Source organism: Leptolyngbya sp. FACHB-671, assembly GCF_014695745.1.
Classification (GTDB): domain Bacteria; phylum Cyanobacteriota; class Cyanobacteriia; order Elainellales; family Elainellaceae; genus JAAUTN01.
Genome location: NZ_JACJOV010000127.1, coordinates 36,089 through 58,480, shown reverse-complemented (window position 1 = coordinate 58,480; position 22,392 = coordinate 36,089). Strand labels below are relative to the sequence as shown.

14 protein-coding genes are annotated in these 22,392 nt (G+C 49.9%); 4 read left to right on the top strand and 10 right to left on the bottom strand.

Annotation, left to right across the window (positions count from 1 at the left end; translation table 11 throughout):
* Positions 1-2 precede the first annotated feature (2 nt).
* From H6F93_RS16945 to H6F93_RS16920, 5 genes are all read right to left on the bottom strand, one after another.
* Complete coding sequence (locus H6F93_RS16945; protein WP_199313777.1) at positions 3-7,070, bottom strand: response regulator; 7,068 nt, start codon at positions 7,068-7,070, stop codon at positions 3-5.
* Positions 7,071-7,306: 236 nt separating this feature from the next.
* The gene (locus H6F93_RS16935) at positions 7,307-10,129 is read right to left on the bottom strand and encodes a methyl-accepting chemotaxis protein (RefSeq protein WP_190682965.1); all 2,823 of its coding nucleotides are present in this window, start codon (positions 10,127-10,129) and stop codon (positions 7,307-7,309) included.
* A 42-nt stretch (positions 10,130-10,171) separates the two neighbouring features.
* Positions 10,172-10,702 carry a chemotaxis protein CheW gene (locus H6F93_RS16930; protein WP_190642132.1) on the bottom strand — a complete coding sequence of 177 codons (531 nt, stop codon included), beginning with the start codon at positions 10,700-10,702 and terminating at the stop codon, positions 10,172-10,174.
* 41 nt (positions 10,703-10,743) lie between these two features.
* A complete protein-coding gene (locus H6F93_RS16925) occupies positions 10,744-11,109 on the bottom strand; it encodes a response regulator transcription factor (RefSeq protein WP_190642131.1) in 366 nt (121 codons plus the stop codon).
* A gap of 111 nt (positions 11,110-11,220) precedes the next feature.
* A complete protein-coding gene (locus tag H6F93_RS16920; protein ID WP_190642130.1) occupies positions 11,221-12,513 on the bottom strand; it encodes a response regulator in 1,293 nt (430 codons plus the stop codon).
* 547 nt (positions 12,514-13,060) lie between these two features.
* Between H6F93_RS16920 and hmpF the strand changes: the two genes are divergently transcribed.
* Positions 13,061-14,827 carry a pilus motility taxis protein HmpF gene (gene hmpF, locus H6F93_RS16915; protein ID WP_190682962.1) on the top strand — a complete coding sequence of 589 codons (1,767 nt, stop codon included), beginning with the start codon at positions 13,061-13,063 and terminating at the stop codon, positions 14,825-14,827.
* On the opposite strand, the gene tilS is transcribed toward hmpF, so the two are convergent.
* The 3 genes from tilS to cdf31 all read right to left on the bottom strand — a co-directional run bounded on the left by tilS (position 14,822) and on the right by cdf31 (position 17,900).
* A complete protein-coding gene (tilS, locus tag H6F93_RS16910) occupies positions 14,822-15,868 on the bottom strand; it encodes a tRNA lysidine(34) synthetase TilS (RefSeq protein WP_190682959.1) in 1,047 nt (348 codons plus the stop codon). The genes hmpF and tilS overlap by 6 nt on opposite strands.
* Before the next feature lie 22 nt (positions 15,869-15,890).
* Positions 15,891-16,922: a c-type cytochrome biogenesis protein CcsB gene (gene ccsB / locus H6F93_RS16905; RefSeq protein WP_190682956.1), complete on the bottom strand. Its 1,032-nt coding sequence runs from the start codon at positions 16,920-16,922 to the stop codon at positions 15,891-15,893.
* An 87-nt stretch (positions 16,923-17,009) separates the two neighbouring features.
* Positions 17,010-17,900 (bottom strand): CDF family zinc efflux transporter Cdf31, encoded by an 891-nt coding sequence (gene cdf31 / locus H6F93_RS16900; RefSeq protein WP_347277313.1) that lies wholly within the window; start codon positions 17,898-17,900, stop codon positions 17,010-17,012.
* Between the two features lie 534 nt (positions 17,901-18,434).
* Between cdf31 and H6F93_RS16895 the strand changes: the two genes are divergently transcribed.
* From H6F93_RS16895 to H6F93_RS16885, 3 genes are all read left to right on the top strand, one after another.
* The gene (locus tag H6F93_RS16895; protein WP_190642126.1) at positions 18,435-19,490 is read left to right on the top strand and encodes a YcbK family protein; all 1,056 of its coding nucleotides are present in this window, start codon (positions 18,435-18,437) and stop codon (positions 19,488-19,490) included.
* Positions 19,491-19,614: 124 nt separating this feature from the next.
* The gene (locus H6F93_RS16890; RefSeq protein WP_190682953.1) at positions 19,615-19,962 is read left to right on the top strand and encodes a hypothetical protein; all 348 of its coding nucleotides are present in this window, start codon (positions 19,615-19,617) and stop codon (positions 19,960-19,962) included.
* A gap of 98 nt (positions 19,963-20,060) precedes the next feature.
* The gene (locus tag H6F93_RS16885; protein WP_190682950.1) at positions 20,061-20,447 is read left to right on the top strand and encodes a hypothetical protein; all 387 of its coding nucleotides are present in this window, start codon (positions 20,061-20,063) and stop codon (positions 20,445-20,447) included.
* A gap of 119 nt (positions 20,448-20,566) precedes the next feature.
* Here the strand turns inward: H6F93_RS16885 and H6F93_RS16880 are convergent, their stop codons facing one another.
* Both H6F93_RS16880 and pdxA read right to left on the bottom strand, forming a co-directional pair.
* Positions 20,567-20,788: a DUF4327 family protein gene (locus tag H6F93_RS16880; RefSeq protein WP_190682948.1), complete on the bottom strand. Its 222-nt coding sequence runs from the start codon at positions 20,786-20,788 to the stop codon at positions 20,567-20,569.
* A 391-nt stretch (positions 20,789-21,179) separates the two neighbouring features.
* Positions 21,180-22,325 carry a 4-hydroxythreonine-4-phosphate dehydrogenase PdxA gene (pdxA, locus tag H6F93_RS16875; protein ID WP_190682946.1) on the bottom strand — a complete coding sequence of 382 codons (1,146 nt, stop codon included), beginning with the start codon at positions 22,323-22,325 and terminating at the stop codon, positions 21,180-21,182.
* Positions 22,326-22,392: the final 67 nt, after the last annotated feature.

Genomic DNA, 22,392 nt, shown 5'->3' with positions numbered 1-22,392 from the left:
AACTAGCTATCCCCGGTGACAAGTACCTCGCCCTTGAGCATCCGTTGTGCCGCATCTAGTAGCGCTTCTTCTAGGTAAGGCTTCGTGAAGTAGCCTTTGGCACCCAGTTGAACGGCCATTTGGCGATGGCGATCGGCTCCTCTGGAGGTGAGCATTGCGATCGGCAGATGCGCCAAGTTAGGGTCTTTCTGAATACGTGAGAGCAATTCTAGACCGTCCATGCGCGGCATCTCGATGTCGCAGAAGACCAGGTCGCAGGGCAGTCCAGAACGGAGTTTTTCCCAGGCTTCCTGACCATCACGCGCTTGCTCGACTCGGTAGCCCACTTTGTTGAAGGTCATTGAGAGCAATTCGCGGACGGTGATGGAGTCGTCTACAATCAGCACCGTTGGGTCGGTCTTGATGACTAGCGGTTCGGCGGGTGGCTCTTGCTCTTTCTCCCAAAGGGCATTGCCTGCCTCACGACGAATCCGTCCAACGGAGAGGTCGATTAGCTCTAGCACATCGGCGATCGGCATGATTCGACCATCCCCCAGCACGGTGGCACCTGCAACACCGACGGGTTTGGGCACTGGTCCTTCTAGCTGCTTGATTACAATTTCCTGTTCGCCCAGCACTTGGTCAACCTGGAGGGCAAGGAAGTTGCCTGCACTACGTAACACGACCACTGAAACGATGTCTTCTTCCTGATTGCCGCCGTACACACTACCGCGACCCAGGCTGCGGTTGTATTTCAGCAATTCTGACAGCGGCTGGAAGGGTAGCAACGTATCGCGCCAGAGGATGCAGGAGCGTCCTTCGCTGTCGGTTTGAATCCGCTCTTTGGGTACGTCTAGCATGTCCTCTACCCCGTCCATTGGGAAGGCGATGCGGGCACGGTTGCTGATGCAGCAGAGCGCTTTAGAGATGCTGAGGGTGAGCGGCAGACGAACGGTGAAGGTGGTGCCTTTGCCTACAGTGGAATCAATGTTAATTACACCGCGAATTTCATTCAAGCTGGTACGTACAACGTCCATACCGATTCCACGACCGGATAAGTCGTCTGCTTTATCCTTGGTGGAGAAGCCGTGATGAAACAGCAGGTCATAGACATCTAATTCGGTCATTTCTCTAGATTCGGCTGGTGTAATTAAGCCTTTTTCCAGTGCTTTGGCTTTGACTTTTTGAGGATTGATGCCAGCGCCATCATCAGTGACCGAAATGACGGTTTGGTTGCCCTGATGGAAGGTGCGAACGGTGATTCGTCCAACGGGCGGCTTGCGAGCTGCAATCCTTTCTTCTGGGGTTTCAATGCCATGAGTAATAGCGTTGTTGACCAGGTGTGTCATCGGATCGTAAAGCTGTTCCAAGATCATCTTGTCGATCAAGGTTTCCCGTCCTTCGACGGTTAGCTCAGCTTGCTTGCCGCATTTAAGAGAGATATCACGTACGGCTCTGGGAAGGCGATCGGCTGTCTGAGCGAAGGGCACCATGCGGGAACGGGTTAAGCCTTCCTGAAGCTGCGTCGTGACCTGACGGAACATGCGCGTTACCTGGTCAGTTTCATCGACGACGAAATCGATGTCAGAGGCGGATTCCCTAACTCTGACAATCAGTTCGATCATTTCCTGGGAAAGGGTATGGAAGCCGGTGAAGCGGTCCATCTCCAGGGCATCAAAGCTTAAGCCTGTGGAGTGGCTGTTTTGGGTTATGGCGGAGCCGCCGTTGCCAGGAGAGGAAAGCTGATAGCTTTTACGGTTGGAGAGCAGGGAGCTTTCTAAGAGCGATCGCTCATACAAATCGCGCATCCGTTGCCCTACATCACTCAATTGCTGCACCTGGTAGAGCAGGTTATCGAGAAACTGTCTTAGGCGTTCCTGTCCTTGCTCCAGGCTATTACGGTTAACGACGAGTTCCCCAACCAGGTTGTTAAGGTTGTCCAGGTTTTTCACCGAAACTCTCATCGTCTGGTCGCTAAGAACTCCGCCGCCTCGACGAGTATTGCGGCGATTGGGCGCGAGTGCAGGACGGCGGGCGTTCTTGCTAGTCGGTGAACCGCCTAGAGTTTGGTCGGCATCTTCCAGCAGCTTTTCCAGGTCGTCGAATTCGTCAACGGCTTCTACTGCTGGGTTCGCTGAATGGGTAGATGGCGATATGGCTGAAAAATCATCACCCAACAGTGCGTCCAAATCGGCGAAATCGTCTACCGCTTCTGAAGATGAAGCATCAAAATCGAGGGAGATGGGTTCAGCTACTTGATCTTCAAGCAACGTATCCAGGTCGGCGAAATCGTCTTGCAGAGGTGCGACTGATTCTTTAACCGAGTCAGTGGATGCAGTGGATTCTTCCAGCAGGGCATCTAAATCGGCGAAGTCATCAGACTCGATCGCATCGAGTTCAGCATCAAGGGCGACCCCCTGCGGGTATCTCTCTGAGATCGCCTCATCCACTTCATCAGCGTCATCCAGCAGCGCATCCAAATCAGTAAAGTCGTCCGCTTCAGTAATCCCGACTGCTTCCGGGCTGGAGTCTGAAAGGTCAGGCAAAACGTCTACTTCAGTCATTTCGCTGATTTCTGGAACGCCTGTAATTTCTTCCAGATCGGTTTCTGAACCAAAGGACAGGTCGCCGAGGTCGAGGTCGTTGGCATCAGTGGTGGGAGTGTCTGTTAGCTCATCAAAGGCGAGCGCATCGTTGGAGGTGATTGCCTCCTCACTCAATTCCTCGTCTGCGCCAAACAGGTCAAAGTCAAAAGTTTCCTCGTTTAGAATGCCTGCGTCTTCGCCGACGTTCATCTCATCAAAACTAAACGCCTCATCAGTTTCTACGTCCTGCGCCGCAGAGAGTTCGGTTTCGAAATCTAACCCAGATTCTTCACCGAACATGGCTGAAAAATCCTGTTCCTGCTCATCTGCACCGTCATCAAGACTAAGCATCGCTTCATCCAATGCTTCTAAACTTTCAGTGCTATCAGTATCCAGGTTGAAGTCTAGGTCCGAAGGACTATCAGCATCCAGATCAAAGCTCAAATCCCCAGTTCCTTCAGTATCCAGGTTGAAGCCTAAATCTTCAGTGCTCTCAACATCCAAGTTGAGATTTAGATCCGATCCACTATTAGCATCCAGATTGAAGCCTAAATCTTCAGTTTCTTCAGCATCTAGACTAAAGCTCAAATCCTCAGCATCTAGACTAAAGCTCAAATCCTCGGTTTCTTCAGCTTCCTCAGCATCCAGGTTGAAATCCAGATTCGAAGCACTATCAGCATCCAGGTTAAAGCCTAAATCTTCAGTTTCTTCAGCATCTAAGTTGAGATCTAGATCCGAAGTACTATCAGCATCTAGGTTGAAGCCTAAATCTTCAGTTCCTTCAGCATCTAGACTAAAGCCCAAATCCTCGGTTTCTTCAGCATCCAGGTTGAAGTCTAGAGCCGAAGTATCATCGGTATCCAGGTTGAAATCCAGATCCGAAGCACTATCAGCATCCAAGTTGAAGCCTAAATCTTCGGTTTCTTCGGCATCCAGGTTGAAGTTTGTTGTTTCAGCCGTTTCTGTGCCCAGGTCAAAGTCTAAATCGGCGGCAGATTCCGTCAGATCTAGATTTAGTCCCGTAGTGTCTTCCAGATCAAATAAGTTTTCTGAGAAACCTTGAGGTTCTGTTGAGTCTTCGATGGTGCCAAGATCGAAAAGGGCATCGTCAGTTCCAGATGAATCTGGAGCAGATAAGTCGCTCAAACCGGCTTCATCGTCCGTCTCGCCAAACAGGCTAGAAAACTCTGTATCTTCTTCTGAGGAAAGGTCGAGAGCAACTGGCTCAAGCGATTCAGTGATCTCTGGCTCGAACAAGCTATCAAAGCCGGTATCGTTGTCTGAAAGATTGTCTGAAAGATCGGATGTTGGAGAAGGAGCGATCGCTTCTTCCCCCTCTGAGGAAAGGTCGAAGGTAGCTGGCTCAAGCGATTCGGTGATCTCTGGCTCAAACAAGCTGTCAAAGCCAGTATCGCTGTCTAAAGGAGCGTCTGAAAGATCGGATGTTGGAGAGGGAGCGATCGCTTCTTCCCCTTCTCCAAAAAGTCCTTCCAGGTCTTCCCCTGTTTCTTCTAGGTCAGACGGGTTGGCTGTGAGATCCAGTGATTCTGCTGCAAAGTTGGCTTCAGGTTCAAACAGTCCGTCAAACTCTGCTTCAGATTCAGTTTCCTCTGTGTCAAACGAGTCAAAGACAAATCCTTCTACAAAGTCAGACGAGTCGGAAGTAAATCCTTCCACAAAGTTAGATGGCTCTGATGGCTCTGAAACAGGTTCGTCCTCAGACTCGGATAGGTCTATGACGAAGCCCTCTACAAATAGCTCCTCTACAACAACCCCTCCTAGGGCAGCGGCATCTGTTGCGGCCATTGATTCGAGTACTTCGTCATCAAAAGCCTCAGAGGTTGCCTCATCTTCTGTAGCGTAATCAAGTTCTGGTTCTGCTTGCGGTACGGCCGGCACGACCTGTTGGGACGACGTCACGGGTTGAGCCGGAATAGGGTCGTCAAATGGATCGGCAAACAGATCTGCATCTGCCTGATTCTTTTTCGAGCTTTGAGTGACAGAGACTCCTGAGAATGAGTCAAAAAAGTCGTCGTCCGCATCGAAATCGTGAATTGAGGAAGGTTGTCCCTGAGTTTGAGTAAATTCCTCAAATTCCTCGTCCCAAGGATCAAATACGGAAGAAGCTGTTTGCTCTGCGCTGGGTATATCTGTGGCAGGCGGAGCCTCGGGCTCTGAGACAAACAGCGACGTATTATCCGGCTCTGAGACGAATAGCGATGCATCATCGGCTAAGGTTTCGATCGGCGTTTCTGTGTCTACCAGCAGTTCCTCTTCCAGAGGTAAATCTTCTTCAATTAGCAGATCCTCTGCAGGTTGAGCTGCTGCGGTAACGGGTGCATCGTCGTGTAAGAAGGCATCAATGAGAGAATCGTCGCCACTGGAATCTTGCAATATTTCCCAGTCTTGAGCGGCATCGGCAGATTCGGGGGAGTCGGAGGAGGGGCGATCTCCGAGGGATACCCGCAAGGGATCGCTCTCCATTTCCATTGTGTCTATCGAGAAATCATCTGTCTCAAAGCTGCTTAGGTCAACGTCGTCCAACTCCAGAACCAGATCATCTGCCTGATCTGTCTGATTAGTAGACAGGGTTTCTGAAAGTTCGTCTTCGTCTGAGAAGGGATCAGGGAGTTCACCAAACGGGAACTCAGCAAACGGTTCAGGAGCTTGATCTGGTTGCTCTAGTTCAGGTTCTTCTGCCGTAAACGCCTGATCTAAATGGTTTAACGAGAAAGGGTCAGAAGCTTCTGCCGTGAAATCCTCATCCAGATCGGCAAACAGATCCGTGAGGTTTTCCAGGTCACCGCTTGCTTTAGGCAGACTACTTTGGGTGTCTGGTTCGTCTACTTCCACATCGGCAAAGGGATCGGACAGATCCGAACTTTCAAATTCGCTTTCCAGGAAATCTAGAGACAGTTCGTCTGTGACTTCAACTATGGCTTCAACATTGAGGTTCGCGATTAGATCGCCCTCTGGCTGGTCAGGCATTTCGTTCATCAAGTCGCCTGGATCATCCAAGGCTGACGACTGACTCATTCCAGAACTATCGCCAAAGAGTTCACTGCTGTTTAATAGTCCTGACAGGTCGTCATCGTCCTGAATTTCGGTTTGCAGCGACAGGTCGTCGTCCAGAGCATCCTGGTCAAACAGCAGGTCTGAAAAGTCGCTAGAAGCATCTGCATCAAGCGCATCTGAGAAATCCCCAGATGCATCTACAATCACGACTTCCTCCTGCCAGGTCATTCCCAAATCGGGAACTTCCCCTTCAAACAGGTCAGCTAAACTGTTTAGCTCAGCCGCACCGACTTCTGGACCCGTATGATCTGCGAATCGTGACGGACTGGAAGGTTGCCCTAGATTCAGATCTGTACCTGGATCGTTGTACTCTGGAGCGGGTTCCCCAAACCCAAGGTCAGCTTCCGAGAACTTGCTCTCTTGTTGAGCAGAAGTTGATTCATCAACGAAAGTTGATTCGGTGAACCAGCTATCATCCTGGTCAAACAGATTGTCTGGCTCGGTAGATTCTGCAGCGGTCAATGGCTCGTCATCCGTGTCAAGCGCGAAGTCGGGTAGCTCCAGTTCGCTATCGCTGCGGTCAAAGTCTACTGAAGCCAACAGGTCTGCAAAGTCGTCCAGACCTTCTGCGGGTTCAGGTTCAGCGGGCAATAAGGCTCTAAGGCTTTCGCTACAGCAAATTTCGGCAGAACGACCAGACAGAACAAGCTCTTGGGCTTGCTTAATGTCTTTGATAACGGTTGGCGCGAGGGTGCGGTAGCTGTTGTCGGAGTGGGCGATCGCCCGCCGAGCAAGTTCCAGCAGTTCACACCATTGAGCTAACTCAAACTGTTCTCCCGCTTGGGCCAGATTACGGCATACAAACTGAAGCTGTTCACGGCTAACAGGCTGGTCTGTTTGCTTAAACAGTCCTAACATCTCTCGCAACTGAGCCGGAACATCACTTTGAAATACTAGTCTCAGAGCGCTTTCCTCAGAGACAGGTTGCATCCTTGAGGGGGCAGCAGGAGCAGCGGCGACAGGTTGTTCCAGCCCCAGATCAACATCTTCTGGGGGCACCGATCCACATTGGCTAACAAGCCGACCCAGATGTTCGTTGAGTGCTGTGAATACGGGCATCACGTCCGACATCACCTCTTCAGCTTTGTCATCGGTTAAGCCAAACGGTCCTTGCAGGTGTTCAAGCAATTCCTGAAGCGTATCAAACACCCGCAAAAACAGAGTTTCTAACTTTTGGTCAACCTGAATAGGGCATTCTTTTAAGACTTTGAAATAATCTTCCAGGCGATGAGAGGTTTGCTGGATTCCGTTTAGCCCCAGCATGGCTGCCCCACCCTTGACGGAATGTGCCGCTCGGAACATCTCATTGACCATTTCTGGGTCAGCGATCGTACTTTGCAGATTCAGCAAACCCTGCTCAATCGTATTGAGGTGGTCTTTCGCCTCCTCAATGAAGTACCCCATAATCCGCTGTTGTTGTTCAGACAGCATAGCAGTGTCCCTCTGATTAATCTGGGCAAAGCCCCTCGACTAGAGTGCATTTCAATGGGGACAAAGCGACGACCTCAGGTGTGGTGTGCCCCCAGTTTTAACTGAGCTTCAAATTCAGTCTTTGTTTGATTAACTTTACCCGATTCTATTTAAATCGACATCAAAGCTAAGTAAATCTACTCTTGCACTACCTGAATCTTAATATCTAGGGTTCTCAGCTACTCCTAAACAGTGGCTTATTTGGGGTCTGCCTCTACTCGGAATCGCTCCACCGACGTGAGCAGATCTCGCGCAACGCCAACCAGGCTTTGCAAAGAACCAGACACTCGTTGGGCTTCTTGAGAGGTTTCTTGAGCCGTCAATTCGACCGACTGCATGACTTGTGCCACGTTGCGGGAGGTTTCGGTCTGCTCAACGGTGTCGGCGGTGATGGATCGCACCAGTACATCGATTCGGTTTGACACCTGAATGATGTCTTCGAGCGATCGCTTGGCCTGCTCTGCTAGCCGAGTACCCTCAATCACCTGCTGCGTGCCTTCTTCCATCGCAGTCATTACAGAGCCCGTCTCACTCTGAATTTGCAGGACGATTTGCTCAATTTCCTTGGATGCTTTTGCGGCTCGGTCAGCCAACTGTCGCACTTCGTCTGCCACGATCGCAAAGCCTCGTCCCGCTTCTCCGGCTCTCGCCGCCTCAATACTGGCGTTCAGTGCCAGCAGGTTGGTACGAGAAGCGATTTGAGAAATCAATGCCACAATCTTGGAAATTTCTTGGGAAGATTCTGCCAGTCGCTTCACTTTACGGGTGGTTTCTGCAACCGTTTCTCGAATTTCGAGAATACCGGATACGGTACGTTCTACCGCTTCGCCGCCCTTAAGGGCGGTTGCTGATGCTGAACGCGCCACTTCCTCGGCTTCACGGGCACTTTCGGCTACTCGCTGAATCGAGTCAGTCATCACCTGCACAGAATTTAGCGTCACGGCTAGCTCTTCTGCCTGTCGCAAAGCGTCAGAGGAAAGCGATCGCGCAAAAATTTCGTTTTCCGTTGCACCTTTATTAACCTGACGTGCCGCAATCTTCACCTGTTGTACGATGTCTCGCAGGTTCTGAATGGTTAGGTTAAAGGAATCCGCTACCGCGCCCAGCACGTCAGCAGTCACCTCTGCCTGTACGGTCAAGTCGCCTCTAGCTGCGCCTTCTACGTCGTCCAGCAGGCGAATCACCTGACGCTGCAAGTCTTCTTTAGCCTGTTCTTGCTCTTCTGCCTTGCGCTGCGCTTCGCTGGTAGTGGTTAAAATTACCCGCGCCATTTGGTTAAACCCAGCGGCAAGTTGACCAAATTCGTCCTTAGAATAGACTGTTGCTCGCGCACTCAAATCGCCGTGGGATACGGCTTCAAACTGAGCCTGTAAATCGTCGGCTGTGCGCTTGATTTGCTTGTTGGTTGCTCCAGCGAGGATAAAGGCAGTTGTGCCACCGACCAATCCAGCAGCCAGGCTCGCTGCCAGGGCTGCCCGATCAAGCTGTGAAGCAATCTGGACGCGGGTTTCCTGAGCAAGGCTTTGATTTCTCGTTGTAACGAGTCTAAAGCCGTAGTGGATAAAGGCTACGGTTAAGAGGGAAACGACACCGGTGGCGATCGCCACCACCAGCTTCTTCCCACCCAGTGGTGTATTTTCCAGGAAACTGAGAGCGCCCTGTTCAACATTGACCTCGGTATCTAAGCTTTGATTATCAGAATGGGCAAACGTTGGCAACTGCTCGGAGCTGCCAGAGATACTAAAGATCTCATCCTCTCGGATGACCGAGTGATCGCTACTGTCACCAAAGTCAAAGCCACCATCGCTGTTGTTAGAACTGCCAAAGCCAGAGCTGATGTTGGGGCTAGCAAAGCCAGCAGAGTTATCAGACAAATCAAAGTCGGAAATGCTGCCTAAGTCATCAAACTCGTCAAATTCGTCGAGAAAGTCTACATTGCTGCGACTGCCTACACCTGCGGAGGAATCGCTGACAAACGCGACCTCTTCGTTGGTAGCAAAGTCACTTTCATCGAAACCTTCTGAATAGCCGTTTCCTTCTGAAGAGACAAAGGTGCGATCGTCATCGTCATAGAAACTACCGTTGTACTCGCCTGAGTCTGGATCAGCGTAACCAAACGTTTCTTCTTGCTTAAAGGTCGCCGCAGATTCTTCCGCAGCCATAAACAGAGTCTCTTCATCGGTGGGTGGACGCGTGTTTAACCCAGATGAATCCTGAAAATCAGGCGGCGTATAGTCAGATTCATCAAAGCCGCTGGGAGGAGCAAACTTACTGCCAGTCGAAAAGCCTGAATCGCTGGCATAACCCGAACTGCTGGTGTAGATGCTGGGCATATCTGCTGCATCTGGATCAACACTGTCCGAATTGCCTGAGAAGTCAAAAGAGTCTTCGTCTACTGTAAAGGGATCACCAAAATCGTCAAAGGTTTCGGCTTCGGCTTCACCCGCTACATGGCTTGTTCCGCCACTAGCAAAGGGGTCGTCAAACGGGGAGGTGCTGCTAGCAGCGGCATAGCCAGAACTTACTGGTACATCGTCGGAGCTATCTACATCAAGGCTGGCAAAGTCAAAGTCACTACCAAAATTTTGGTCGGGCGAATCTTGCCAGTTGTCAGCAGGCGCACCAAAGTTAGCGGAATTAAACGCCGCTTGAGACTCCATGGTGCTGTCGAAGTCCTCATCAATATCTGTAAATCCATCGGCAGCAAAGTCATCGATGTCGTCCTCATCGAGATCTCCAGCACCGATGAACTGCCCTGCATAAGCCATGCCGTTATTGGCGTAGTCAAGGTATTCTGCATCTGAGGTGAGTCCCAATACCGACTGATATTGCTCTAGTGCCACCTCGTATTGCTGTAAGCCATAGCAGTAGATGTGCCCCCGTAAAAGACGCACGTTTGGGTCTTCTGGGTAATCTTCAACCAGGCGATCGACAATGGCAGCGGCCTCCTCATAGCTGCCCTGCATGTAGGCTTTCTCAGCCTGTTGATATTCCTGTGCGTACTCCGTGCCTGATCCCATTTGCCTTCTCCTGCCCGTGCAATACCCGCTTATGCTAAAAGTTCATGCTGCCCACCGTGCTGATCGAAGAATTGCTATCTGATCGAGCAGTCTAAGAAATCGGTTAGATTCTTTTCCTGTTGACCACTCTCCCCGAAGAAAAGGAGCCATCCCGTCTGGGACGTTGGTTGGTATTTGAATTTCATCAACATCCAACCAGTCCATTCCTAAAATCCGGTCAACTGCTAAGCCTAGCATAGCGTCTTGATCTTCGACGGCGATCACTGAAATGTCTTGCCTATCTGTGCTTAAAGGAGTTGGATCTCCTAAAAATTGACCGAGATCCGCGACCCAGATTACTCTTCCACGAACGTTTAGTGTACCTAACAATAAGGGAGAAACATTCGGGATGGGAGTAATTCGGTCGGAAGAAGATGAGATGACTTCGCGAATTCCAGTTGCAGGTAAGGCAAATTCATCTCCTGAAGGCACAAAAAACCTCAGATGCAGTTCACCTTCAGGACTCTCTAATTCCTGAAATTCTGGAACTTGGTCTTGACCTCTACCTGTTAAGAAATCTGGGTTGCCTATCATCACACCTGCTATTTTTTGAAACGGCTTTTATCGCAATAATTCTACCCTCGTAACAATTGTTTAACCGTACCTACTAACTCTGTCGGTTGAAAAGGTTTGGCAATGTAGGCGTCGGCTCCTTGTTTCATTCCCCAATAGCGGTCGAATTCTTCGCCTTTGGAGGAACACATTACCACAGGAACATTTTGAGTTTTTGGATCAGCTTTAAGCCTGCGGCAAACTTCATATCCGTTCATGCGTGGCATCACAATGTCTAGCACAACTAAATCAGGACATTTTCCCTGAATTTGCTCTAGTGCCTCGACTCCGTCGCTGGCGACCGTTACGTCTAATCCGCTGCCTTTGAGCAAATCTGTAATCATCTCCCGCTGCGTCACACTGTCTTCTACCACTAGAACTGTACTCATAACTTCCCACCTGCTCACCGCGATCGCCAACGGAAAGAACTACTGTAATCTACCTTGGAGTCTAATCAAATTAAGTAAAGTACTCCTTATCATAATTAACTGGATTTAACCTTAAGGTTTTGATGAAGTAGAAGCGGAAGGAATATCAATTTCTAGCTCATCTTCCAAGGCTTCTGCGAGAAGGCGATCAGGGCGGGGGCGATCGGGATACCCCAACCCAACATATTTTTCTACCAGCATCAATAATTCATTTTCGCCAAACGGCTTCGTCAAATAGTCCGTTGCTCCTACCATGCGGGCTTTTACCCGGTCAATAAAGCCTTCTTTGCCCGTCAGCATCACGATGGGGGTTTGCCGGAATGCAGTAGACTTACGCAGCATGGCGCAAATTTCGTAGCCATCTAGTTCTGGCATGGCGATGTCACACAAAATCAGGTCGGGCTTTAGCTGAAAAACTAGACTCAGCGCCCTAACTGGATTGCTAATCGCAGTGGCTTCATAACCTTGCTCGTTCAAGATAAATTCCACTGCTTTGCGGATTGTTGCTCCGTCATCGATGCAAACAATGCGAGGCACCTTGTCTTGCTGCTGCAGGTCAAAGTTACGTCTGCCAAACAGAGATTCTTCTGAAGTGAGGTGCAAGAGCTGCACTAGCCCTTGCTGTACATAGGGATAGATAGCTTTGGCAACGGTGAGAATGTCCCGATTGAGGTAGCGCGCCATTTGCCGGATGGAGGTCTTCCCGTCTACCCATCTGCCTAGCATTTTGAAAGCATTCTCATTCAAAGCTTCACGCAACTGCGTAGGGTCTGAAATTACAGGGCACTGATCCGGCGACTGGATGTGAGGATGAAACTGCTTCCATTCCTGCACCTGTTTAATAATCTTGACCAGCAGCGGACCAATCTCCAGGGTGGTGAGTTGAGGAGAGAGGGCGGGTCCAATTTCAAAAATGAAAGAGCCTTGGTGAAAGCTGAGCAGATCAAACAAGGTCTCATGCACCATGCTCTGGATGATGCTGCGTCCCTGAGCGGGTGTGAGAATGTGGTTTTCTAGCAGTGCCCAGAGGTGTCCATATTCAGGTGCGTTGACGGTAGCAATTGAGGAAACGCTGATGTTATCAAGGACGTTATCTGTTTTTTTGTAGCGCCGCAGATGGTCGCGCAGCCGAGTTAGATTACCGCCGCTGTCGCCAGCGTAGATGATTTGACCATTGATGAAGAAAACAAACCAGGAGCGATCGCTCATTCGTTTAGAGGCACGTCGCAAGGCAGAGCTACCGACCGCATCGCCCACAATGCTTCCCATTCCATACGCTTCCACAAACAGCTCACCCGTTCTCTGACCCAACTCAACGAGCTGTAAAATGCTGCGGATATCGATTTCGCTCAACTTGCCCTGCATGTAGCCAAAATGCTCTCCTGAAAACAGCCTAAACCTGGGTCAAGCTTGCCTACCTGATCGCTCTAACTTTCACAACTTCCAAGTAACTGACTGTGGCAATCACTGCAATCCTAAAGCAACTGACTCGGCAAGGGTGCAATATGTGTCATATAACTATAACTTCCTCTTAGAAGTTTCAGTTCCCTTTTAATGAGATCAATCAGAAAAGAAGCAGTGTTGTTGGCAATCCGCCCTAAAGTGACGATACCATTGATGGATTCCAGGGGTGCTATTTGGTTCAGTTTGGCAATGTTGCTGTAACAAATCTGGTGGAGTTTAGGTGTCACTGTGGTGTCGAAAGCGAAATTGAATCAGTGAAATTGCTATAGAAATTGCTATAGCAGGTTGTTTTGCTAGCGTTGTCTCCTTAAACTGGATTCAATTAATTTAGATTTAAACCAATCGAATTTGAGCCAACTAGATTTAAGCCAACTAGACTGGATAGCTGAGTTCGCAAATAAGCTAATAGAAACAGAATCAAGCTAAGACACGGAAGGGGATTATCGGCGTGCTGTATCTGGCAGAAGTACAGAGAAAGGCTAGAGTGATTGGAGGTGGCAAGGCTGAGTTTAAGCTGTTAGCCTGTCAGCGGTCTGAGCAATGTTGGACTGCCGTATCGGGAGATGAAATCATTCCAGCACCGGATGACGCTGGATACAACGCGGGCGCACTGGTCATGGTGGATTTGACCAATGGCAAGCAGGTGCAGCGGCATAGTGAAGCAGGTCGCCAGCTCGTTAGCATTCTGCAAAACTTCTCGCGTTTACAAGAGAAGTTTAAAACCCAGGAAGAAGAAATTGAGCAGTGGAAGCAGTCTCTTACTTACCAGAGCCAGGAGTTAAATCTCCGAGAGATGGAGATGGAAACCCGCCGCGAACAGCTCGAACAGATGGAGCAAGAGTTTGAGAAGCTAGAGCAGCAGCAGCAAGAAATTGAAGCAACCCGTGAAGAAGTGAATCGACTGCGGGAAGAGTTTGACCGCAAGAACCAGGAGCTAGAGGGAGCGTGGGCGCAGCTGCACGGAGAGATGCATAGGCTGGAGGAGCGTCAGGCAGAGCTACAGCAGACGGTCGGACTGGATGAAGAACAGGCTCTACACATCCAAGAATTGTTGAGTCGATTGTCCGGAGCGGTTGCACCAACGGAGTCTGTGCGGGAACAGCTCAACTTTTCTTTTGAGGCAATTTCTCAGTATCAGCAAACGCTCGACCATCACTGGCAAAATCTGGAGCAACAGCGCAATTCGGCTCAGCAGCTTCAGTTGGAAGTAGACCAGCAGACTCCAGATATTCAAAATCGCTGGCAGGCTTGGCATGAGGCGCAGGATGCTTTGGAGCGATCGCGCTCTGAGCTATTGGTGCAGCAAAATGCACTGACGCTGAAGCAGGCACAGGCACAAGCGCTGATGGTGCGATCGCAAAACCAGGACGATCTGCATCGGCAGATTTGCCGAATTGCAGAAGGATCAGACAAGGTCTTGGTTGGAACTAGGGTTGACGTTGATACCCTGGAGCAAATGTCAATTGACGAACTGCAAAAGGTTGTACAAGATTTGCAGCGAGATTTAGAAAAGGTTTTTCGGTTTGTTAACGGGCAGGAAGAGGAACTGACGCTGCAACAAGAGGCGATCGACGCCCTCAAAGAACGAATGCAGCAGGCTAGTGAGTACGACCGAATGGCGCTAGAAACGGAACTAGCCGAGGAACAAGATCGCTACAAGATGTTGAATGAAACGCTGGTTGGTCAGCGGCGTAACTATCGAGACCGAGAACAGGTGCTGCAGCAACACCAAACAGTTTTAGACCGTCGCCAAGGTAAAACGGTAGAAAACTCGCCTTCTGGGGAAGGGAATCTGAATTTAGAGCCGATTATCACACAGCTTGAAGAGCTACGGCAGCAGCAAGCAGAGGACTTAAAAGAACTTCAGGAACAGATTCAGCAGATTCAGACGGCAATTGAGCAAGCTCAGGGCGCTGTTGATCATCAGGCGGGTGAACAAGAGCTAAAGCGCAATGAAATCAAGCAGCTAGAGCAGCAGTGGCAGACCCAAAAAGCTCAGGCAGCAGAACTGTGGGGTAGGGTCAACTTATATCAGGAGACGCTGCAACCGACTCAGGACAACCTCAATAGCGTAAAGGAAAAGCTGGAGGCGATCGCCAACCTCACCGCCCAGTTCCAGGAAGCCAGCGACTATCAGCTTCAGGCGATCGCAGAAATGCAGCAAACCATTGAGCAATTGACGAGCAATCCGACTCCAGAGTTTGCGACTTCATAAGCAGCCATTTTGTGGATTGTTTGATGAATTGCTAGTGTGCAGGCAGATCCAGTCTCCCCGGACAACCGCGATCGCTCCTCCAGGAAAAGGGTCTGTTTGAGTGCGATTCGGCGCAGAGATAAGTGCAGTGAGCTTTTCGATCTGGTCAAAGTTAGGGGCTTCGGGTAAAACCTGTTGCAGCCATTGCCGCATGACTCGCCGCTGAAGGGCTGGGTGAGCCGACTTTAACACCAATCGGTTGAGTCGATGCTCTGAGCAATCTTCCTTTGAAGGGGACTGGTTTGATGCGGAAGGCTTTAGTGCGGTTGCTTGCTGTCGCAGGGCAGTAGTAGCTGTTTCTAAATAATTGATGTCGCCTCGCAGTAGCTCCGCCGTTTGCGATAGCGCTTGCTCAATTCGGGGGTTGAAGTGAGTTTTGAGGTAAGGCAACAGTTCCCGGCGAATGCGGTTGCGGGCGTAGTGTAGATCCTGATTAGTTGCATCTTGCCAAACCTGAAGCTGAGCCGTTTCACAAAACTGGGCTGTTTCAGCCCGGGTCATTTCGAGCAGCGGTCGGACAAGATGCAACCCAGGACTTAGCTCTCGCTGCCAGATCAGGGCTTGCAGCCCATCTGCACCGCTGCCCCGCATCAGGTTGTAGAGCAATGTTTCAGCGCGATCGCTAGCCGTATGCCCTGTTGCAATGGCACTATAACCGTGTTTTCTTGCAATTTCAGCAAGCTCCCCATAGCGCCATTCTCGTGCTGCGGCTTCGCTTTTAGGTGGAGCGATCGCCACCGCCCCAAAATAGGGAACTTGCCACTGTTGAGCTAATTGCTCAACGTAATCTGCATTCGCTGAGGAATCCGATCGCCAGCGGTGGTTGCAGTGAGCGATCGCCAATGTCCAATTCCATTTAGGCTGTAAATCGAGCAGCAACCGCACCAGACATAGTGAGTCCTGTCCACCAGAAACCGCTACTAGCAGATGTTGACCCTTCTGCAACAAACCTCTAGCCCGAATGATTTGATGCACTGACGCATGAATTGCTGTCCAGGTCATGCGTCATAACCCACGAGCAACCCTAGAAAAACCAACCATAGCTATGTAAGCCCTTCCCTAAGATATTGACTCCCAGGTAACAGACCCAGACCACGACAAAGCCTGATGCTGCAAGGATCGCGGGACGGCGACCCTGCCAACCCCGAGTGATCCGGGCGTGTAGATAAGCTGCAAAAACGAGCCAGGTAATTAGCGCCCAAGTTTCCTTCGGGTCCCAACTCCAATAAGACCCCCAGGCTTCGTTTGCCCAAACGGCTCCAGCAATAATGCCAATCGTAAGCAGCGGAAATCCTAATCCGATGGTGCGATAGCTAATGTTGTCTAGCGTATCTGCCAAACTCAAGCGTTGAGGAGACAAAGGTTCAGTAGCAACAGGAGCAGAGGTTGCTACAGCATCTAATACAGCCGTGCCGCCTACAGCCTGACTCTCGATGGCTGAGGTCGTTTCAGCAACTACGACTGCCATCTGGTTAGCTTCACTGGGTTTGCGGAGTTGACGGCGCGAATCGCGATAGGCTCCCGTCCCGACAGAACTGCCGCGCAGTTCAATGTTTTGACCGCGAGTGACGACCAGGAAAGCGATCGCCAGCAGTGCCCCAACCAGTAGCGCGGCATAGCTCAGCAACATGACGCTGACGTGCATCATTAGCCAGTTTGACTTGAGAGCAGGCACCAATGGCTCAGCGTTCTGCATTTGAGAGGGTAGAGTCAGCGTTGCAAAAGCCGTAATGCTCATCGCCACAGGTGCCGTTACGGCACCAACGAGGCGACTGCGGCTCGAGTTCTCCACCACCAGATGCACAGCAGTAATGCCCCATGCCAGAAAAAATAGTGACTCGTACAGATTGCTGAGGGGAAAATAACCTGCTTCGATCCAACGGGAGGCTAGAAGGGTCGCGATGCAAAGATTGGCGATCGCCATTCCCCCCGTTCCTAAAATTGCCAGGTAGGGAATTCGGGGAAACGCCGTACCGCCCCAATAAAGCAGCATGGTGACAAACAGAACGGCAAATGAGGCGTTATCAAGCCATCCCTGAAGCGAAACCAAATCCATGCGTTTCTTCTCCCCTTAAACTTCTCTCTCTATCCTATCGGTCTTCCTCTGCCTATAGGCGTATGGATTGATCCAAACCTCCATTTTTCACTCTTTGCTGTAGCTAATCTGGCTGGACTGATAGTTAGGTGGCTCGACATGAATGCTAATACGAACAGGGCCATATCTCTCTTCTAAATGGGCTTCTACGGCTTCTGTAATTTGGTGGGCTGCGGCTACGTCTTCAGCATCTACGATCAAATGCATTTCCATAAACACTTGCCGTCCTAATAGACCTCTAGAAGCAATATCGTGACAGTTGATCACACCGGGTACCTGCATCACGACCTGGTAGATTGCTTCTGGGGCGATCGCCATTTCATCCACCAACCAGGGTAAGTTTGCTCGTAGCACCATCCACCCACTGCGAAACACCAGCAGCGCCACTGGAAATGCTAAGAAAATATCCAGCCATTGGTAGCCTAACCAAACGCCCAACAAGCTCACCAAAACTGTGATGGTGATCCAGATGTCGCTCATGGTGTGGTGAGCATCCGCAATCAGAATATTGCTACCCAACCGTTGCCCTACCCGCCGCTCGTAAAAGGCAACAAAAATATTCACTCCTAATACAAACAACACGAGCCACAGAGCGATCGCCGACAGTTCTACGGCTTGCCCACCTGCAAAGATCCGCTCGACCGCTCCCTGCAAAATTTCAAAACAGGCAATTCCTAGAAATGCGGCAATTCCTAGCGCGCCGACGGCTTCAAATTTTTGATGTCCGTAGGGATGATCCCGGTCGGGTTGAGGTGAAGAAAATCTACTGGCGATTAGTCCTAAAACATTGCTAGCACTATCAGTGACGCTATGCAGCGCATCTGCAATCAAACTGAGTGAACCTGTCGACCAACCTACTCCTGCTTTAATCAACATGACCAGCAGGTTAAGCAGCAATGTGATCAGCAATACTCGACGCACCTGAGCGCGGTAGTCCACGGCTTTGTCTCACTTCAATAATGCTTTTCACCAAAATCACACGGAAATCACGGCATCTCAAGAAAAACAGATTGTGTACAAAAAACTATCTTTCCAATTTCTTAAATTCTGTGTAAGGGCAACTGAACATTACAACAATCCTCTTTGAAGCTACATCTAGAAACGGTATGAGATTGATGAGCGCGAATTCTGGCGGTTTAAGCAGGTCAAACGGTTGCTCAAACGGTTAAAAGCAACTGTATGATTGAAGACTATCAGCCTCCCCGACTCAATTCATGACAGTATTTGACGAAAGGCGAATTTCATCTGGCGAAATAGTCATTACGCGGCCAGACTTCAAATTTAGGCATCTTGAGATAAACGATAGACAAGGAGCTTAAGCTGAATGTCATTAAATTAGGATTTGAGCTACGTGGCTATTTAGTCTCAAGGCTATTGAATTCAAGGCAGTCGCAGCTTAGATTCCGCTTTTGAAAAGAACCTAAGTGATGCCAAAAATATCACCCCAATAACCGTTTTAGTGAGGATCATCCTATGGTGCGTCAGGTCTTAAGAGTGACCCAAAACACCGTCTTTAAGCGTCGTCCCGTTTCGGCTTCAGAGCTAGAAACAGAGGAAAGTTACAGCGTATCGGCGGGTGCTACGTTAGAAATTCAATCCTATGCTTACGCCGATGCAAACGGAGAATTTGATGGTCACATCAAGTTTGCGATCGCCAATCAAGCTTATTACATTCGCGGTATGAACACCTGGTATGTTTACAATCGCCATGCTCAGGTTGAGTTTGATGGCAAGGTGGTCTATCCGCAAGAAGAGCAGGCAGCCAGCTTTATTTTGAAAGTGACAGAAAATACACTCTTTAAGCGTCGTCCCCTTCAATCAGGGCAGTTGAGTGCTGAAGAAGTGCAGGCGATCGCCAAAGGTGCGTCTTTTGAGCTTCAGTCCTATGCCTATGCCAATGCTCAGGGAGACTTTAACAATCACATTAAATTTGCGTTAGAAAACCAAGAAGACTACATCCGAGGGTTGAGTTCCTGGTTTGTCTACGAACAGCACGCCCATGTCGAGTTTGACAACGATGTGGTCTACCCCATTCCTCAAGTTCCCAGTTCTACCCCATCGCCTACACCAAGCCCTGGAGCAGGAGCGCCCCGACCATTTCAAGGGAGAAGCTTTAAACTCCCTGGCAACCAGAGTACTTTCTACACCGATCAACCCATTATTCCGGGGGGTAGCTTTACTTGGGGGGAAGCGACTAAAAGCGGCACTCGTATTCCTAAAACGACTCAAGAAGTCAGTAACATTTTGGCTCTAGCAAGGCAGCTTCAGCGGGCCAGAAACCAGATTGGTAGACCGTTTAGAATTACATCCTGGTATCGCCCCGAGCCCTATAACACTCGGGTGGGTGGGGTGAGAAACAGTCAGCACTTAAGCGGCAGAGCTGCAGATATTTCTGTTGCTGGATATTCTGGGCGGCAGGTTGCAAATGCGGTGATGTCCTGGTGGCCAGGCGGTGTGGGAGTCTACCCTGGCAACCGCAGACATATTGTTCACCTTGATGTGGGCGGACGACGCAAATGGGGCTTTTGAGCAAGTGTTGAGCGCAGTGCAGGATGCTGCAAGATTGATAGTGTTCCCTGCGCTAACACACCCTACAGTTCTGCCTGCAATTATCTTTTGACCTATTAATAACTAACTTATTGAGGAGTGCTGTATGTCTTCCCAACTCAGGCTGAATCTTGTTGAGGGATCTGTTTCGTTTAACTTTTCACCAGAGGCAGCAAAAGCGCTTCAGGCGGCGATCGCCACTCTAATGGATAGCCTCAGAGCCACTGCCTCTCACGCTACTTCGGGCGGGGGGAAGCCTAATCCCCAAAAACCAATGGAATACCAATATACCGGAGATGTCTTTTTAGAAATCTTTTGCAACCCCAATATATGGTCTAGCCCTTTTTCAGCAAAAGTTTTGATCACGCTGCGGGATGAACGAATTCGTCTCAGCACAGAAGCCGAGTTGACGCGTCTGATCGAAGATATCAACCAATATTTAGAACAGCAGTGAACCAGCGCAGCCAGGATCGGAAGCCCCCGGCAATTGCGATCGCCTCACTGGAAAGCGTAGAATCGGGGCAACAGAACGCCTAGCCTCTAAAAACCTTAATGAACTCAGACACTCTTCTCCAAATTGTCCAAAAAGGATTTCGCGTTACCCTGGGCGCGACTGCATCATTAATTGAAACCTTGCAAGATCCGCAACGTCGTGACGAAAACCTTTACAGGCTAAGAGCTGAACTAGGTCAACTCACTGAAGAATGGGCCGTAAAAGGTGAGATGACGGAGCAAGAAGCACGAAACTTTGTGGACACAATTTTGTCTCAACGCGCTGCTCAAACAAACTCCAGCGATACCCCTAGCACTCCTAACAGTTCCAGTACGGCAACGGCCGCTCCACCCGATGTGCAGCTTGATTTAGAAGAGCTGACTGCACAAATTGCTGCGATTCGGGCAGAGCTTGAGAGACTACGAGAGCAAGATTCACCATCTTAGTCTCGAAAAGTCCCTGACGCTCATTCTGGACTCACTTTGACACTTGCTGCACTGGCGATCGCCTAGTATCGCCAAGCGCGTGTCAGGGTGACTGATTGTTTTGTAGCTTCGCTTTGTGACTAATCGTTATCCCAATCTTCCCGCCCCAGCAGATCACCAATGCGATCGCGGAGCAGAAAGCTGCTTTTTTCTAACTCACATTCAACCCAAGTCCACTCCCGGGCGGGAATGTACTGGCAAAGAACATAAATGGGCTGATGACGGCTGATCACTCCTTGTTGAACGAGTTGACGAGCTTCATCCCGAATGAAGTCCATGGAGTATTGAATGGATTGGAGCATTGATTCACCCTCTGCTTTACCAACGTATTAACTGTGACGACCGAGAGCTTTGACCGAAAAATGAATAAAAGTGGAAGATTGCCGTATTAAGGCAAAATTAATAGACAAAATTGAACAGCTCAGCTAGCAAGCTCTTGACTTTGTAGCCCTCTATACTGAATCTTTTTTATCTTCAAGCTAAACACTATCTGATTATATTAATAAAAATTACGGAAGTCATCAAGTCCTGACATTTTCCCCTTCTCCTGTAATCTAACGAAAAGCCCCTAATGGTTTGTAGAGATGGATTAGGGGGTTTAGCTGATTTAATTGCGTGATTGCTATTTCTTCCCTAAGTCGTATGTCCGACTAACTCAGCCTATGCCCTGGAAAACTCGTTAACTCTAGATCCTCAAAGCTTGCTTTTGCTAGAACTGATACTATTCTTAAACTTAACTGCTCGACTTTGATACAAAGTGGTGCGTTGCTGTACTAACTCTGCTGCCAGTTGCAAAGCTGCTTTCATGCTGGTCGCATCTGCAACCCCTCGTCCAGCAATATCAAAGGCCGTGCCATGATCAGGAGAAGTGCGGACAAACGGTAGCCCAATGGTGGTGTTGACGGCTCGGTCAAACGCCATTAACTTGACCGGAATTAGCCCCTGATCGTGGTAAAGCGCCAGGTATGCATCATGCGCTGACGATTGAGTAGTCCCGAACCAGGCTTGACCAGGACGCGTCCAGAGGGTGTCAGGTGGAACGGGTCCTTCCAGCTGGATATGAGGATAGCGATCGCCCATTTCTTTGATCCAGGGAATTAACCAGTTCTGCTCTTCGTGCCCCAATTGCCCCTGTTCGCCACTGTGAGGGTTGAGCCCAGCGATCGCAATTCGCGGTTGAACAATGCCAAAGTCTTGCCGCAGACACAGCAGCAGCAGGTCTAACTTTGCGGTCATCAGTTGAGGCGAGAGGGCATCGGGCACCTGTCGTAGTGGAATGTGGGTTGTTGCCAGCAGCGTTCGCAGTAGCCAACCCGTATGGGGCGATCGCGCCACAAACAGCATTCCAAATCGCTCAACCCCTGCCCGTTCGGCTAACAGTTCGGTTTGCCCTGGGTAATGATGTCCAGCCGCCTTCCAGGCAGATTTGGCGATCGGGGCAGTGACAATGCCCTGAAAGTCTCCTGCTAGTGTGTGGGCGATCGCCGTTTCCAAGAAGCTAAACCCGGCTGCACCACTCGCCGCATTGCCCGTTCCCAGTACAATCTGCTGCTCGGTCGACTCAGCTAGCGGCACGTCCAAGATGGTTAAGTTTTGCGGATCTGCTAAATCGTTACCTGATTGCCCCTGAAAAATTAGGGACTTCTGTAAAGTTTCGTAAGTGTTTTGTAATAGTCTGCGACTGCCGATCACAGTCACATCACAGTTTGTTGTTGCTGGATCGACAAGCGCTTTTAATACAACTTCAGCCCCAATGCCTGCCGGATCACCCAGGGCGATCGCCAATCGAGGACGCGGAGCCGCTGTACTGGAAACTGGAATTGTAGGTGTGAGAAACATGGCTACAAACTGCTTTAGAATACTTCAGATAGGTTTGAAAATCCGATTCATCTGCATACAGGAGAAC

Excerpts from the sequence above, each read along its gene's own strand:
- H6F93_RS16880 (WP_190682948.1), bottom strand. The coding sequence starts at position 20,788 with ATGCTCCAATCCATTCAATACTCCATGGACTTCATTCGGGATGAAGCT.
- tilS (WP_190682959.1), bottom strand. The coding sequence starts at position 15,868 with ATGACCTGGACAGCAATTCATGCGTCAGTGCATCAAATCATTCGGGCT.
- H6F93_RS16885 (WP_190682950.1), top strand. The coding sequence starts at position 20,061 with ATGAACTCAGACACTCTTCTCCAAATTGTCCAAAAAGGATTTCGCGTT.
- ccsB (WP_190682956.1), bottom strand. The coding sequence starts at position 16,922 with ATGGATTTGGTTTCGCTTCAGGGATGGCTTGATAACGCCTCATTTGCC.
- H6F93_RS16935 (WP_190682965.1), bottom strand. The coding sequence starts at position 10,129 with ATGGGATCAGGCACGGAGTACGCACAGGAATATCAACAGGCTGAGAAA.
- H6F93_RS16925 (WP_190642131.1), bottom strand. The coding sequence starts at position 11,109 with ATGAGTACAGTTCTAGTGGTAGAAGACAGTGTGACGCAGCGGGAGATG.
- H6F93_RS16895 (WP_190642126.1), top strand. The coding sequence starts at position 18,435 with ATGGTGCGTCAGGTCTTAAGAGTGACCCAAAACACCGTCTTTAAGCGT.
- H6F93_RS16890 (WP_190682953.1), top strand. The coding sequence starts at position 19,615 with ATGTCTTCCCAACTCAGGCTGAATCTTGTTGAGGGATCTGTTTCGTTT.
- H6F93_RS16945 (WP_199313777.1), bottom strand. The coding sequence starts at position 7,070 with ATGCTGTCTGAACAACAACAGCGGATTATGGGGTACTTCATTGAGGAG.
- H6F93_RS16920 (WP_190642130.1), bottom strand. The coding sequence starts at position 12,513 with ATGCAGGGCAAGTTGAGCGAAATCGATATCCGCAGCATTTTACAGCTC.
- pdxA (WP_190682946.1), bottom strand. The coding sequence starts at position 22,325 with ATGTTTCTCACACCTACAATTCCAGTTTCCAGTACAGCGGCTCCGCGT.
- H6F93_RS16930 (WP_190642132.1), bottom strand. The coding sequence starts at position 10,702 with ATGATAGGCAACCCAGATTTCTTAACAGGTAGAGGTCAAGACCAAGTT.